Origin of the sequence: Bradyrhizobium erythrophlei (assembly GCF_900129505.1) — a bacterium.
GTDB classification, from domain to species: domain Bacteria; phylum Pseudomonadota; class Alphaproteobacteria; order Rhizobiales; family Xanthobacteraceae; genus Bradyrhizobium; species Bradyrhizobium erythrophlei_D.
In genome coordinates, this window is sequence record NZ_LT670818.1 from 9,150,046 (window position 1) to 9,164,650 (window position 14,605).

12 protein-coding genes are annotated in these 14,605 nt (G+C 61.9%); 7 read left to right on the forward strand and 5 right to left on the reverse strand.

Annotation, left to right across the window (positions count from 1 at the left end; genetic code table 11):
- Positions 1–18: 18 nt before the first annotated feature.
- The 5 genes from B5525_RS43295 to B5525_RS45220 all read right to left on the reverse strand — a co-directional run bounded on the left by B5525_RS43295 (position 19) and on the right by B5525_RS45220 (position 5,666).
- The gene (locus B5525_RS43295; protein ID WP_079572664.1) at positions 19–1,512 is read right to left on the reverse strand and encodes a cytochrome c; all 1,494 of its coding nucleotides are present in this window, start codon (positions 1,510–1,512) and stop codon (positions 19–21) included.
- Positions 1,509–1,949, reverse strand: a complete 441-nt coding sequence (locus B5525_RS43300; RefSeq protein WP_079572666.1) for a hypothetical protein — start codon at positions 1,947–1,949, stop codon at positions 1,509–1,511. The genes B5525_RS43295 and B5525_RS43300 overlap by 4 nt, the downstream gene beginning before the upstream one ends.
- Positions 1,946–3,514, reverse strand: a complete 1,569-nt coding sequence (locus B5525_RS43305; RefSeq protein WP_079572668.1) for a c-type cytochrome — start codon at positions 3,512–3,514, stop codon at positions 1,946–1,948. Before B5525_RS43305 ends, B5525_RS43300 begins: the two co-directional genes overlap by 4 nt.
- Before the next feature lie 33 nt (positions 3,515–3,547).
- Positions 3,548–4,945, reverse strand: coding sequence for an NADH:flavin oxidoreductase (locus B5525_RS43310; protein ID WP_338075255.1), 1,398 nt, complete (start codon positions 4,943–4,945; stop codon positions 3,548–3,550).
- A 457-nt stretch (positions 4,946–5,402) separates the two neighbouring features.
- Positions 5,403–5,666, reverse strand: a complete 264-nt coding sequence (locus B5525_RS45220; RefSeq protein ID WP_154073771.1) for a hypothetical protein — start codon at positions 5,664–5,666, stop codon at positions 5,403–5,405.
- Between the two features lie 533 nt (positions 5,667–6,199).
- Between B5525_RS45220 and B5525_RS43320 the strand changes: the two genes are divergently transcribed.
- The 7 genes from B5525_RS43320 to B5525_RS43350 all read left to right on the forward strand — a co-directional run bounded on the left by B5525_RS43320 (position 6,200) and on the right by B5525_RS43350 (position 14,597).
- Entirely contained in the window at positions 6,200–7,450 is a 1,251-nt protein-coding gene (locus tag B5525_RS43320) for an ABC transporter substrate-binding protein (RefSeq protein ID WP_079572672.1), read from the forward strand.
- A gap of 147 nt (positions 7,451–7,597) precedes the next feature.
- Positions 7,598–8,413 (forward strand): helix-turn-helix transcriptional regulator, encoded by an 816-nt coding sequence (locus tag B5525_RS43325; protein WP_079572674.1) that lies wholly within the window; start codon positions 7,598–7,600, stop codon positions 8,411–8,413.
- 249 nt (positions 8,414–8,662) lie between these two features.
- Entirely contained in the window at positions 8,663–9,673 is a 1,011-nt protein-coding gene (locus B5525_RS43330; RefSeq protein WP_079574550.1) for a branched-chain amino acid ABC transporter permease, read from the forward strand.
- A 2-nt stretch (positions 9,674–9,675) separates the two neighbouring features.
- Positions 9,676–10,758: a branched-chain amino acid ABC transporter permease gene (locus B5525_RS43335; protein WP_079572676.1), complete on the forward strand. Its 1,083-nt coding sequence runs from the start codon at positions 9,676–9,678 to the stop codon at positions 10,756–10,758.
- Positions 10,751–11,551, forward strand: a complete 801-nt coding sequence (locus B5525_RS43340) for an ABC transporter ATP-binding protein (RefSeq protein ID WP_079572678.1) — start codon at positions 10,751–10,753, stop codon at positions 11,549–11,551. The genes B5525_RS43335 and B5525_RS43340 overlap by 8 nt, the downstream gene beginning before the upstream one ends.
- On the forward strand, positions 11,544–13,760 hold the full coding sequence (locus tag B5525_RS43345) for an ABC transporter permease (protein WP_079572680.1): 2,217 nt from the start codon (positions 11,544–11,546) through the stop codon (positions 13,758–13,760). The genes B5525_RS43340 and B5525_RS43345 overlap by 8 nt, the downstream gene beginning before the upstream one ends.
- Before the next feature lie 3 nt (positions 13,761–13,763).
- Entirely contained in the window at positions 13,764–14,597 is an 834-nt protein-coding gene (locus B5525_RS43350; protein ID WP_079572683.1) for a phosphoenolpyruvate hydrolase family protein, read from the forward strand.
- The last annotated feature ends 8 nt before the right edge of the window (positions 14,598–14,605 follow it).

Here is a 14,605-nt window from a genome sequence, read left to right on the forward strand (position 1 = left end):
TCCCGTCGATTGGCAAAGTCACAAGGTCTTCAGGAAAGCCACCAGCGCATCCTTGTCGCCGGCAGGCAGATCGGTACCGTAGGGATGTCCGTCGTTCGCGTTGCCGGGAATGGACGTGTCGTAGAGCGTGCCAAAGCGCTCGGCCGGCGTCCCCGCCTGACTGACAAATCCGCCATTGATCGGATCGACCAAGTCATAACCGCGGTAGAATTTTGGTGCTCGCTCGGACTGGGGCGCCAGGAGATCGCGCAGCGTCGGCACCGAGCCATTGTGCAGATAGGGGCCGCGCAGCCACAATCCGCTCAGTTCATTGGCCAGGTAACCGTTGGTCTTATGGAATGCGTGGAAGCCCCAATCGTAGCCGCCCTCCCGATAGTTGCTGTAGCGATCCTTCGCAGCTTCGGTCCACATGTCGATGCGATGACGATCGGTGTCCAGCTCCGTTGCCGAAATGACGGTGCGGAAGCGAGATCCGCCGGGCTCGTGACAGACAGCGCAGCGATCCTGGTAGACAGCCTTGCCTTTCTCCACCTGCTCCCCATCGACGTGATAGGGATCGTCAGCATTGAGCCTGGCGGAGAATGGCGACGTCGGCGGCTTCTGCAGCCGGACGAAATCGATGATGGTGTCCAGGGCCGCCGTGGCACCGGCATAACCCTGATAATTCATGCCGTCGCCGATCGCGCCCGCGATTGCGGTTTCCCGCAGGCTGGTGCTGAGCCCATCCCAGTGCAGCGAATATTCGCGGCTCGGGTCGGTCAAGCCGTCGAGATGCCAGAGCGGCATGATGTCGGAATTCCCGATCGTGCAATCGTCGGGCAGCTTGAGATTGGAAAACTTGACGGGATTGAACGGGTCGATCCGCCCCGGCCCCCAATCCGGCCGCGGACATCCGGGTCGCGGGTCCATCCAGGCAAAGCGAGTAGCCTGCTCCTCGAAGCCCTTGCGGACCGCTGGAATCAGCAAATAGCGATACAGCAAGCGCTCGTAGAACGGCATGTCGTAGATGGCCGTGATCGCAGCCATGACCCTGTCGGCGGTGAAGCGATCCTTGTTGCGGCCGATCGCGGACAGGAAGCGTATGAAGCCCTGGATATTGACCCGCGTGCCGGCGCCGGCCGGGACAAAGGTTGCGGGATCATCGGCATGCAGGCGATAGCTGCCCTGGTGACAGAACGCGCAGTTCGGCGCGACCCGCGGGATGACGCCGAGTGTCTTCCTGGAGAAACCGACGGGCAGTTCTTCTCCGGCAATCCAATAGACGCCGATCGAGCCGTAGCCGTCCTGGTTGCCCGGCAGATATTCGGGAAACAGCGTCGGCAACACCCGCCAGATCCAATAGGGAATCCCTTGCGTGCTTTCATTGCCGATCGAGCCGTGGTCGAAGACCTGCAGCGGATCGTTGGTGGCGGGCTGCGCGACCGGACGCAGCAGGACGAACCACGCGAGCGGGATCGCGATCGCGATCAACGCGAGCAGAACCGCCAGGGATATGGAGACGATCCTGGTCATTGGATCATGCCCGACTCGCGGCCCTGTTTCTCAAGCTTCCTGATGCGGATCAGGCAATACAGCGTGGTCGAGCCGATCAGCGCATCGACAAACGAGATCGCCAGGAAACCGGGAGGCTGCCCGAACAGCACCACGGCGAGGAAGAAAAACGTGGCGCCGAACGTGCGCGAAGGAAAGACTGCAATGCAGGCATTGGCGCGATAGCGCACGAAATCGACGGCGGCCGGAATGTAAAAGACCGAGATGATCATCAGCAATCCCGCCGACGCGCGTGCCCAGATCAGCTCCTCGAGCGGAATGTTGAACAGATTGAGGAACCATCGTGGAAAAAACAACATCGGGATGACGAACAACGCGTTCAGGAAAATGCCGAACCACACCAGAATCGTGTGACGCAGGATCCACGCGCTCGCCGTACTTTCGACCGAGGTTCTCATAGCGTTTTCATATACTCCACCAAAGCATCCTTGTCGGCCGGGGACAGTTCGGTGCCATAGTCCTTGCCCTCGTGTCCGCTGTTTGAATTGCCCGGGACGGAGGTGTCGTAGAGAAAGAGATCGTCCGCCGGCGCCCCATATCCGTCGTAGCGGTAGCCGACCTTGCCGGTGTCAAGGATGTCGCTTCCCCGGTACCATTTCGCCGGGCGGTCGTGGACCGGCTCCAGCAAGTCCCGCAGTGTCGGCACCGAGCCGTTGTGGAGATAGGGCGAACGCGCCCAGATGCCGTCGAGTGGCTGATTGGCGTAGCCGGCCGTCTTGCTGAAATGGCTGAAACGCCAGGGGTAGCCGACGTAGAGCGTGTTCTGCGCGGCGGCGAAGTCCTGCGTGTAGGATTGCCAGCGGTCGGGATCCGTGCCGATCTGTTTCAGATCCTCGATCTGGCCGAGACGGGGGAAGCGGTTGGTGTCGTAGCTGTAGTCTCCCGCCTGATCCGTCATGCCGTGGCAGCCGGCGCAATATTCCGCGAAGAGCTCGCGGCCGCCATGAGCTTTCAATGGATCGATCGACGGACCCGGGAATGACTTCGGCTTCAGGTCCCAAATCCAGTCGCGTACCCGCTTGATCGCCGCGATATCGACGGTGACGGGAGTTACGCCCGCGCCGAGAGCGGCACTCAGATTGCGCTCATCGACCGACGTGTTGTTGCCGTCCCAATGAAGATGCATGCCGTCGCGCGGATGCTGTCCCCAGATCGAAGGGAAGTCGGAAGCACCGTTCAGTTCGGTAACCGTGATGTGCGCGGCATCCATCGGGAAATTGAATTGGATCGCCTTGTAAGGATTGAAGGTATCAACCCGGCCCGGGCCCCAATCGTAATAGGGATGGTATTTGGGGCGTTCGTTGCCCGCGCCGTCCCCTTGCCTGCCAAGGAACGCAAACTGCCGGGAAAGATGCATCAGTCCGGCCTGTACGCGTGGAAACACGATGTACCGGTAAATCAAGCGATCAATAAAATTGAGGTGCCCGCCAACCTCGGGACTGTTGATAGCCTCGATCAGGTTATCGGCATTAAATTTAGGGTCGGCGCCGACCTTGAGAAAGAATTTCAGCAGGTCATAAAGACGCAAATTGTTGGAAGGCGCGCCGTAGACGAGCGTAGGCTTGTCGGTCGGGTGGATCCTGTAGGTGCCGACATGGCAAACGGCGCAATTGAGCCAGACCCGCTCGACGCCGGCGACGATCCGCCGGGACATGCCGATAGGTAGCTCCGACTGCTCCGTTTCGTAGAGCAATCCGAACCGACGGTAGCCTGTCGGCCCAAGTTCGTCGCGGTACATGACCCCGAGCGCCTTGAATACCAGGATGGGAAGCCCGTTGTTCGGTTCGCTGCCGATCGACCCGTACTTGAAATGGTCCTCGGGGCTCTTGTAGGCGACGACGTACTGGTTCACGAAAGCCAGGTAATAGACTGCGAGTAACAGCAACAGCAGAACGACCAGGAAGCGAATCCACCGATAGCGGGCCAGAACGCGTTCGACCGGGGTAGGCGGATCATAGTTCATGAAAACACCCCCTTTTCTGCGTGTCCGTTCACGTCAGCGGAAGAGCGGCGGCTGAAAAACCGACATGACGGACTTGATCATGTCCTCCCATTTCTCGTCGAATGTGTCGCCGTCGTAGCGGGACACCTCGTAGCATCCGAGCGGATTGGCAAGGTCATTGAGCAGACACTTGTTGCAGTATGTGCATTCCTTCTGCTTGATCGGCCCGTTGGCGTTGCGCAGGATTTGCGGCAGGTCGTTGTTGGCAATAAGCGGCCGCGCCATGCTGACGCCGTCACACGAGCCGTCCCTTATCACCCCGGCGATGTTGGCGGCGTGCTGGAAGCCGCCGGTACAGATAAATTTGATGCTCGGGTCGATTTCCGAGATTTTGTCGCGTAGAAATTTGCTGTAGCCGGCATTGATGCCTTCGATGACCTTGCCGCGCCGCAAGCGCCACAGCCACTGAAACAGCGGCCCGCCAACTGGATTGTTGAAGATCGCATAATTTAATCGGGTGCGGATACCTGAGGGCAGCATGCCGCCGTACCAGCGCACCAGGTTCTGAATCGAGATGTCGCCCGGCGGATTGCGCGGATGGGGAAACGTCGATCCGCTGGAGATGTGAAAGGCATCCACGCCTTTGCCGTCGTCGAGCAGCATCTTGCAGATCGTCAGTGTATCTTCGAGCGTGTTGCCCTTTTTCTTCCAGGGATAGAGCCAATCATTATGGTCGACGCCGTTGATCTTCATCTGGAGATGAAAATCCGGCCCGACTTCACGGCGGATGGCCCGCACGATCTCCAGAACGAACCGCGCCCTGTTTTCCACGGGGCCGCCATAGTCGTCGGTTCGATCGTTGATCCCCGAGCTCAAAAACTGAGTAATGAGATACCCGTTTGCGCCATGCAGCTCGACGCCGTCGAGTCCCGCTTCCTTGGCACGTCGTGCAGCCTGGGCAAACTGCTCGACGATCTCATGGATCTCTGGAACGGTCATGGCCTGCGCCAATATGCCGTGAAAGAAATCCTTCTGGCTCGTCGAACTCTGGGCTTTCTTGAACAGGTTCTCGACACCGCCCATGTCCTGCTGTCGCCCGGAATGGCTGAGCTGCATGAGAAAGCGGCAATCATACTCATGCACCCGCTTGCCGACCTCGCGCCAGAACGGGATCTTGTCGTCGTGATCTATCATCGCGTATCGGATCAAAATTCGCCCGCGCACCGCGACGGGAGTGTAGGACGAAATGATGCAGCCGACACCGCCTTTGGCGAACTTCTCCTCCCAGTTTATGCGCGTATGTCCGCCATAGCCGTTATACTCGTCAAACATTCCGGACAGATTTGACCGGAACAGGCGGTTTTTGATTTCAAGACGTCGAAATTTCAGCGGCGAAAAAATAAGCGCGGCGTTGTCTTCGTGTAAAAACGCCCCGTCCATAACCTGCGTCATATCTAACTTCCCCGGCGATATGAGTCGGCTGATTCAAAAAATCTGACGCCCTGACTTCACGGCACTCGCATTGCACGGTTCATAACGCGCGAATTCGCTGGTGCGTGTGAAGCAGGGCAACTTCCAAAAAGCATTTATTCAAATCTGCTGGTGACAAAGGGCCGCGCCATTCACGCTACCCGCACGATCCAAGGCGCCCGTTCGTAGAAACGACCTCTGGATAAAATCTAGCCCGTCGTTCCTTTTCTATCAAGAGCATTTCTATCATAGCGTGCAACAATTACAAATTGTATCTTCGATAATTCGCGCCGATGTGATCTTTACGCAAAATGGTTTCCACCGTCAGCCGACAGGCTGATTGGTTGGCTTTATTCCACGCAGACCGGACGCTGATGTCAAACATCAACTTTGGCAGTGAAGTTACGCGACGATCGGACACTGTCTTAAAGAAGATGAGTCAGCTTGGTTGCGATGAGGAAGACGCGTCCAAGGCAATCGCACTGCCGTAAGATGGGGGTTCATCGAGCCCGAGAGCCTGGTCGCCGACAAGCTGGCCGAAGACGACGCTATCGGGATGCACGCGTCTGGCTTCATCCACATGCGGTTCTTTTTGGAACGCGCTGAGTACCTGATCGGCGTAACGTCGAACTTGCAGTTTGCTTCCCGTGAGGCCGCCCAGGACATCGGCCAATTGTAGGCAAGCCAAGACCATCGTGGTCATGGAAGAAATCGGCCAGTGGCCGACGCGGCGGCGTGTCGCGTATTGCTCGACGAGTTAAAGAGTATCGCGGGCGCGTGGAGTTCGCGATTGCCTGTTCATTTCTCAAACCGTGAACGACCTCTTGTGCCGACGACGCATCATCATGCTCGCCGCCGCGGGGTCTCTCAGGCTTGGCCGACGGTTTGGATATTGGCCTGAATTGGGTAAGTCCCGCTGGCCTATGCGGGTCGCGTCAGAGGTGCACCGCCCGAACATCGCCCCAAATCGGCGTGATCATGACAGCACGCAGCGTCCGGACAAAGTTGTTCTACCAGCTGATACCGAAAGTTCGAGCGACGCTTGTGCACGTCTCGCTGCGCCGCAACACGGAAAATGAGACTGACGTTCAAGCAACCCGGCAGCTTAATAGCCGCCCTATGCGCACTATTCCACTTCCGCGGAAACGCGGGGCGTAAAGAGCGCGTCAATCCGGTGCAAGTCTTCGCGCAGCGAACGTCAACAAAAACACGAATGGGACCAATGGGAGGAGTTCTATGTTGAAGGGCAGTTTGTGTCTTGCTGCGCTGGCGAGCCTGTTTATGTCGGGCGCCGCTTTTGCGCAGGAAAAAATCAAGGTCGGCGTTACGGCGACCCTGGAGGGCACCTACACCGTGCTCGGCGAAGATGGCATTCGCGGTTTTCAGACCGCGTTGAACAAATTCGGCAAGAAAGTCGGCGACAAGGAACTCGAATTCGTCATTGCCTCCACCGACGCCACGCCGGATTCCGCGGTGCGCGCTGTTCGCAAGCTGATCGAGCAGGACAAAGTGCAGATCCTGCTTTCACCGCTATCAGGCGACGAAGGTATTGCGGTCAAGAATTTCGCCAAGACGCACCCGGAACTGACGTTCGTGAACGCCGCTTCCGGCGCGCAGGAAACAACCTATGTCGACCCGGCGCCAAACTTCTTCCGCTACAACATGGACGGCGCCCAGTGGCAGGTCGGCCTGGGCAAATACGCCTATGAAACCAAGGGTTATCGCAAGATCGCCACGGTGGGCGAGGACTACTCGTTCATCTATACCCAGGTGTTCGGGCTCGTGCTCGATTTCTGTGGCGCCGGCGGTCAGATCACCAACCGGCAATGGGTACCGCTCGGAACCAAGGATTTTGCCTCGGTCATCGCCGCGCTGCCAGACGACGTCGACGCGGTCTATCTCGGGCTTGGCGGAGCAGACGCCGTCAACTTCCTCAACCAGTACCAGCAGGCGGGCGGCAAGGCGCATCTGCTCGGCGGCTCGATCATGGTCGACCAGACCATCCTTTCCGCCAAGGGCAACGCCAAGAACGCGCTGATCGGCACCATCGCCGCCAGCGGCCAGGCCGACACCTGGGAGGATCCGGGCTGGCAGGCCTTCGTGAAGGACTATCAGGCCGCCTTCCCGCCGGAGAAACGCTTCCCGAGCCCGTCTTTGCTCGCGACCAATTACTATGGCTCGACGATGGCGTTGATACTCTCGCTCAGGAAAGTCAACGGCGACCTCAGCGACAATCAGTCCAAGCTGAAGGCCGCACTGGCGTCCATCGAGATCGATGCACCCAACGGGAAAATCAAGCTCGATTCCAATCGTCAGGCGATCGGCACCAACTTCGTCACCGAAGTCGTCGACGACGGCAAGGGCGCGCTGTTCAGCAAGGTCGTGAAAGTCATACCGAACGTGAACCAGACGCTCGGCTACGACCCGGCGGTATTCGCCAAGATCGGCCTGCCGAGCCGCACGGTTCCCGAGTGCAAAAAGTACTGAAACGAACCGGGCGGCCGGCGCCATCGGTGCCGGCCGCCCACTCTCCAAATCCGGCATTCGAGCAGCCCTCGAACGCTCTCTTGCATTCTCCTCCGCGAATGATCAAACTTATAAAAAACAATAAGACACAATCCGCGGGAGGAATGCATGAGCCGGGCTCTTGCCGTCTTTCACGGCCATTTTGGCCGGGCGACGGTCTATCAGCTCAATCGTCCCTTCAACGTTCACGCACATCGCGAAGGGCATTTGATCTTCCACATCGGCGGCACGCCAGGCCGCATCGAGGTGTTCGAGCAACCGCATTTGCTCTGCGAAGAAACCGTGGTCGCGGTCAATCCCTGGGAACCGCACAATTTCCTTCCGAAAGATTTGGCGCATGGTGCGCTCTTCCTCGTCCTTTACGTCAATGCCGAGTGGTTCGCAGGCGTCCGCGGCCTGCGCTTCGGGTGCACGAAATTCAAGCGCACGGCGACGCTCGATGGAAATATCAGGGCGGCGGCTGCCATGGTTTGCGGTGCGCCCTCGCTCAACGGCCTCGACGGGGAACTTCGCAGCCTGATCGACGCCTGCCACGAAGAGAGCTGGCGCCAGGCGGAGGCCTCGCCGGAGGATCACGCCGGTGGCGCGGTCACGGATTTTCGCGTGCGCAAGTCCATCAGGCTGCTGGCGGAAGGTGTTGGCGCCGAGATCGAACTCGATGCGATCGCGCGCGAGTCGGGCCTGTCGCGACCGCATTTCTACAAGCTTTTCCGCAGCCAAACCGGCATTACCCCTCATATCTACGTCAACACGCTGTTGATGGAGAAAGCGCTGGATTCGCTGGTGAGCACCGAAACGTCGATCGCCGATATCGGCTTCGACCTCGGCTTCTCGTCACAGAGCTCGTTCACGCACTTCTTCGCCGGCAATGTCGGCATGGCGCCCACGGACTACCGGCGCGCCGCCAAGGTCCTGAGGGCCTGAGCGGGCAAGCCGGCGCGCGAAAGGATACTGGCGATCAAGTCCGGGCCGCACAGACCGATAGGATAGCCGCCGTAGCGGGCGTCGAACCATCGTCGCGCCGAAAATCATCGCGCCAGGAATCGTCGCGCCAAGGGAGGACAAAGGCGAGATGGCGTTGAATGTTGCAGTCCCAGCCTATGGACACGCGGCAGCTGGCGCAGGGCGGGCGCCTGCACGCCCCGAACCTCCGATGGAACGCAGGTGCTGTTCATGAACAAATTCGTCGAACGCCATCCGTTGTGGTCACTCGCCATTCTGATTGCCGTGGCGGCGGTGCTGTGGTTGTTCTTCGCAACCTGGCCGCCGGGATTGGAGGAAGCGTTCGGCAGGAAGAAGGTGTTCCTCAGCGCCGTTTTCAACGGCTTCACGCTCGGCGGCCTGTATTTCCTGGTGGCGAGCGGATTCACCCTGATCTTCGGGCTGATGCGCAACGTCAACCTGGCCCACGGCTCGCTCTATCTGTTCGGCGGCTATATCGGCTACGCGGTGAGCGTCGCGACCGGATCCTGGTTATTGAGCTTCATCGCCGCCTTCATCGTCGTCGCGCTGGTCGGCGTCGCCATGCAGATCCTCGTCTTTCGTCGCATCGAGGGACAGGACCTGCGCCAGACCATGGTGACGATCGGGCTGTCGATCGTGTTTGCCGACCTGATGCTGTGGGCCTTCGGTGGCGACTTCTACCAGATTCAGACGCCGCAGACGCTGGTTGGCCCGATCGAATTGCCGTTCGTCACTGCCGTCAAGTCTTCGGGCGAGGCGGTCTATCTGCAATATCCGATGGTGCGCCTGGTTATCTTCCTGGCGTCCGTCGTCATCGGTGTCGCCATGTGGCTTGCGCTCAACCGCACCCGCATCGGCATGATCGTGCGCGCCGGCGTCGACGATCGCGACATTCTGGCGGCAATGGGCGTGCGCATTCAGCTGGTGTTCGTCCTGGTGTTCGCGCTCGGTGCCGGTCTTGCCGGCATAGCCGGCGTCGTCGGAGGCACGTTTCAGTCGATCTCGCCCGGCGAAGACATCCGCTTCCTGCTCGCTTCCCTCGTGGTCGTCATCATCGGCGGCATGGGATCGATCCCCGGCGCGGCACTCGGCGCGCTGATCGTCGGCCTCGCCGAGCAGCTCGGCTCGGTTTACATTCCGACCTATGCGATCGTGGTGACATTTCTGATCATGGTGCTCGTGCTGGCCGTTCGGCCGCAGGGCCTGCTGGCGGGCCGCTAGCCATGTCGATCACGCAGGACGCGCGACTTCAGCCCAAACCGGCCACTGCCGCTGCGCCCTTGAACGGCTTCGTCCGATCGGAATTAGGTCATCCGGCCGCCTGGGTCGTGGCCTTCCTCCTGTTGATCATGCCGCTGATCGCCAACGGCTTCTTCCTCATCGAGATTTTCGGCACGACGCTCATTCTCGGCATCGTGGCATTGAGCCTGATGTTCCTGGCCGGCTATGGCGGCATGGTCAGCCTGATGCAGCTGACCATCGCGGGCGTTGCCGGCTACATGGCCGCGGTGCTCGGCGCCAGCGGCAATGCCAATATCAGCCTCGGATGGCCCTGGTGGCTCGCGACGCCGATGGCGCTCGCTCTGGCGACGCTCTTCGGCACCATCGGCGGGGCGCTGGCGGTGCGCACCGAGGGCATCTATACCATCATGATCACGCTGGCGATCGCATCGGCGTTCTACTACTTCACCAACCAGAACTGGGTCATCTTCAACGGCCATACTGGAATCAACAGCGTCGTCACGCCGCATTTCTGGGGCGTCGACTGGCGCGCGGATATCCCCTTCTACTACGTGATACTTGCGGTCGCGGCCCTCTGCTTCGGCGCGGTCAGCTATCTCTCGCGCGCACCGTTCGGTCTGGCCCTGCAAGGTGTGCGCGACAACCCGCGCCGCATGGCCGCGCTCGGGTTCAACGTCAATGCGCACCGCGTCGCCGCCTATGCATTCGCCTCCTTTCTGGCCGCGCTCGGCGGCGTCCTGCAGGTCTGGAACTACCGGCAGATCTCGCCTGGCTCGGTCGGCGTCGAGCGGGCCATCGACATTCTCATCATTGCCGTCGTTGGCGGCATCACGCGTCCGGTCGGCCCATTCATCGGCGCCCTTATCTTTGTCCTGCTGCGCACCTTCACGCTGGATTTCCTGGTGGCGATCGGGCTCGACGGCAATCGCTTCCGCCTGCTGATCGGCCTGGGCTTCCTGGTCATCGTGCTGTTCTCCCCGGACGGCGTCGTCGGTCTCTGGGAGCGGTGGCGCGACCGCGGCCAATCGGGACGGCAACTACCGGGCGGAGACCGCCATGGATAGCGTCGCGCAGCGTCTTTCAACCGTCGGCGCAGGCGCCGCGCTGGAATTGCGCGGCGTGACGCGGCTGTTCGGCGCGCTTGCCGCGCTCACCGACGTCACGCTGACGGTGCGCCCCGGCGAGCGGCGCGCCGTACTCGGCTCCAACGGCGCCGGAAAAACCACGCTGTTCAACTGCATCACCGGCGATTTTCCGCCGACCTCCGGCACCATCCGTTTCTTCGGCGAGGACGTCACCCACTTTCCGCCCTTCGAGCGCATCCGCCGCGGGCTTCGGCGCACCTACCAGATTTCCGCGCTGTTTCCGGGGCTAACCGTTCACGACAACGTCTACCTTGCCTGCTGCGGCGTTTCGCGGGGACGCTTTTCGCCGTTCCGGCCACGCGCCGACGATGTTCTGAAGCAGTCGGCCGACGATCTGGTCCAGGCGGTGCACCTCGCGGCAGTAAAAGACCGGCGCGTCGCCGAACTCGCCCACGGTCAGCAGCGCCAGCTCGAAATCGCGCTCGCGCTCGCAGGAGCGCCGCGCTTCATCCTGTTCGACGAACCGGCCGCGGGCCTGTCGCCGACCGAGCGTGCCGAACTGGTGGATATCCTGACCGCGCTGCCCGCCCATATCGGCTACATCATCATCGAGCACGACATGGACGTCGCGCTTCGCGTCGTCGAAAGCGTGACGATGATGCACAACGGCCGCATCTTCAAGGAAGGGCCGCCGCAGGAAATCGAATCCGACCCCGAGGTTCAGGAGCTCTATCTGGGAGGCGGCCATGATCTTGGAGGAAGATATGGTTGATGCACGCCGCGCCGCGCCGATCCTCGAAGTCAGGGGCCTCGACGTCTATTACGGCAGTTCGCATGCGCTGCAGGGCGTCGATCTGACGCTCGACTCCGGCGTGCTGTCCGTCGTCGGCCGCAACGGCATGGGCAAGACAACGCTCTGCAAGACCATCATGGGGCTGGTGCGCGCGACCGGCGGCTCGGTGCGCATGGGCGGCGAGGATCTGCTGGCGCTGCAACCCGCGCAGATCGCCCGGCTCGGTGTCGGCTACGTGCCGCAAGGACGGCGGCTGTGGCGCTCGCTTACCGTCGACGAACACTTGCGCATGATCGCGGGCATGCGGCGCGGCGCGTGGAACGTCGAGCGCATCTACGACACGTTTCCGCGGTTGGCCGAACGCAAGAACAACGGCGGCGCCCAGCTCTCGGGCGGCGAGCAACAGATGCTGGCCATCGCGCGCGCGCTCGTGACCAATCCGCGTCTCCTGATCATGGACGAGCCCACCGAAGGACTGGCCCCTGTCATCGTCACGCAGGTCGAAGAGATGCTGGTGCGCCTCGGTGAGGAAGGTGACATTGCCGTGCTCGTCATCGAGCAGAACATCGGGGTGGCGACGGCGGTCTCCGGAAACGTCGCCATCATGGTCAACGGCCGCGTCAATCGCCTGATCGAATCCTCGCGTCTTGCCTCCGACCGCGACCTGCAACAGCGCCTGCTCGGCGTTGGACGCCATGCCGAGGCCGGGCCGGAGATCGATGCCGAGACGAACGAGAACACAGCGGCGGGTCCGGCTGCGCCGCGGCCGTCGATGCTGGCGCCGACCAGGGTTTACATTTCGAATCCGTCGCCGCCGACCCGATGGTCGCAGCCCGTGCCGATCGCGCGCATCGAGGCGGGCGCACGGACACTTTCCAGCGGCGTGTTGAAGCTTCCGGAGACCGTGCGGCCGCGCCGCGCAACGGCCGGCCGAAGCTCCGGGCCGCCGACCGTGCTCGTCGTGGGCACGCTGGATACCAAGGGCGAGGAACTCCGGTTCATCCGCGACATCGTCGGCGGCAGCGGCTTGCGCGCGCGGCTCGTCGATGTCTCGACCAGCGGGAAGCTCTCGACCTGCGATGTCTCCGCCCAGGAAATTGCCCTCAACCATCCGCGCGGCGGCGCCGCCGTGTTCGGTCCAGATCGCGGCGCCTCGGTGACAGCGATGGCCGAAGCCTTCACCAACTGGCTGCGACGTCAGGCCGACATCGTCGGCGTGATCTCGGCGGGCGGGTCGGGCGGCGCATCGCTGGTATCGCCGGGCATGCGCGCGCTCCCGATTGGTGTACCGAAGCTCATCATCTCCTCGGTCGCCTCGGGCGATATTGCCCGCTATGTCGGACACGCCGACATCACCATGATGTACTCGGTTACCGACGTGCAGGGGCTGAACTCGATCTCGCGCCAGGTGCTGGCCAATGGCGCCAACGCGCTGGTCGGCATGGTGAAGGCGCGGCTCGACGCGCGAGCGGAAAGCGCCCGCGAGGCGAACACCAGCCTGCCGTCGGTCGGCCTGACGATGTTCGGCGTCACGACCCCGGCCGTGCAGCAGATCACCGCAGCCTTGCGCGGGGATTACGAGTGCCTGGTTTTCCATGCCACCGGCGCCGGCGGCCAATCGATGGAGAAGCTGGTGGAGTCCGGCCTGCTGGCCGGGGTGATCGACCTCACGACCACGGAGATCTGCGATCTCCTGATGGGCGGCGTCTTTCCGGCGACCGACGACCGCTTTGGCGCGGTGATTCGCACCCACCTCCCCTATATCGGCTCGGTCGGCGCGCTCGACATGGTCAATTTCGGAGCGCCTGACACCATCCCCGAGCGCTACCGGGGCCGCAAGCTGCACGTGCACAATCCGCAGGTCACGCTGATGCGCACCACCGCGGAAGAGAACGACCGCATGGCACGCTGGATCGGCGGGCGCCTCAATGCGATGGACGGACCGGTGCGATTCTTTCTGCCTGAAGGCGGCGTCTCTGCGCTCGACGCACCAGGGCAACCGTTCTGGGATCCCGAAGCCGACGCTGCACTGTTCCGCGCCCTCGATCAGACCGTGCGCCAAACCGGCAACCGCCAGCTCATCCGGTTGAAGCGCAACATCAACGAACCCGAATTCGCAGCGGCGGTCGTTGCCGCGTTCCGTTCGCTGGTCGGACGTCCGGGCACGCGCCGGCGGGTAGCGAGGTGAAAGATGGCCCGATTTGAACGCACCGAGCTCCTGAAGAAATTCCGCGCCATGGTCGCGCGCGGCGAGCCGATCGTCGGGGCCGGCGCCGGCACCGGGCTCTCCGCCAAATGCGAGGAGGCCGGCGGCGTCGACCTGATCGTCATCTATAATTCGGGCCGTTACCGAATGGCCGGGCGCGGCTCGCTGGCAGGGCTGATGCCGTACGGCGACGCCAACGCGATCGTTGTCGACATGGCCGGCGAAGTCCTGCCCGTGGTCAGCAAGACGCCGGTGCTTGCCGGCGTAAACGGCACCGATCCGTTCCGCGACATGGATGTCTTCCTCGACCAGTTGAAGGCCCTCGGTTTCGCGGGCGTGCAGAATTTTCCGACCGTCGGCCTGATCGACGGCGTCTTCCGCGCCAATCTCGAAGAGACCGGCATGTCCTACGCCCTGGAGGTCGAGATGATCGCCAAGGCGCGCGCCAAGGATTTGCTGACCACGCCCTATGTGTTCAATGCCGCCGACGCCAAGGCGATGGCGGCAGCTGGTGCGGACATCGTGGTCTGCCATCTCGGCCTCACCACCGGCGGCTCGATCGGCGCGCAGACCGCGCTGAAGCTGGAGGATTGTCCGGCCCGCGTCGACGACTGGGCATCGGCGGCGCTGGCGGTCAATCCCGATATTCTGGTGCTGGCGCATGGCGGGCCGGTGGCCGAGCCGGCGGACGCCGCCTTCATCATGAAACACGCCCGCAAATGCCACGGCTTCTACGGAGCTTCCTCGATGGAGCGGCTTCCGGTGGAGCGGGCGTTGACGGAACAGGTTCGAAAATTCAAGGCGATCGACGGACGTTGAGCGCCGGT

Coding starts and splice junctions, on each gene's coding strand:
- B5525_RS43350 (WP_079572683.1), top strand. CDS start 13,764: ATGGCCCGATTTGAACGCACCGAGCTCCTGAAGAAATTCCGCGCCATG.
- B5525_RS43300 (WP_079572666.1), bottom strand. CDS start 1,949: ATGAGAACCTCGGTCGAAAGTACGGCGAGCGCGTGGATCCTGCGTCAC.
- B5525_RS43330 (WP_079574550.1), top strand. CDS start 8,663: ATGAACAAATTCGTCGAACGCCATCCGTTGTGGTCACTCGCCATTCTG.
- B5525_RS43310 (WP_338075255.1), bottom strand. CDS start 4,945: ATGACGCAGGTTATGGACGGGGCGTTTTTACACGAAGACAACGCCGCG.
- B5525_RS45220 (WP_154073771.1), bottom strand. CDS start 5,666: ATGACCACGATGGTCTTGGCTTGCCTACAATTGGCCGATGTCCTGGGC.
- B5525_RS43295 (WP_079572664.1), bottom strand. CDS start 1,512: ATGACCAGGATCGTCTCCATATCCCTGGCGGTTCTGCTCGCGTTGATC.
- B5525_RS43335 (WP_079572676.1), top strand. CDS start 9,676: ATGTCGATCACGCAGGACGCGCGACTTCAGCCCAAACCGGCCACTGCC.
- B5525_RS43340 (WP_079572678.1), top strand. CDS start 10,751: ATGGATAGCGTCGCGCAGCGTCTTTCAACCGTCGGCGCAGGCGCCGCG.
- B5525_RS43325 (WP_079572674.1), top strand. CDS start 7,598: ATGAGCCGGGCTCTTGCCGTCTTTCACGGCCATTTTGGCCGGGCGACG.
- B5525_RS43320 (WP_079572672.1), top strand. CDS start 6,200: ATGTTGAAGGGCAGTTTGTGTCTTGCTGCGCTGGCGAGCCTGTTTATG.
- B5525_RS43345 (WP_079572680.1), top strand. CDS start 11,544: ATGGTTGATGCACGCCGCGCCGCGCCGATCCTCGAAGTCAGGGGCCTC.
- B5525_RS43305 (WP_079572668.1), bottom strand. CDS start 3,514: ATGAACTATGATCCGCCTACCCCGGTCGAACGCGTTCTGGCCCGCTAT.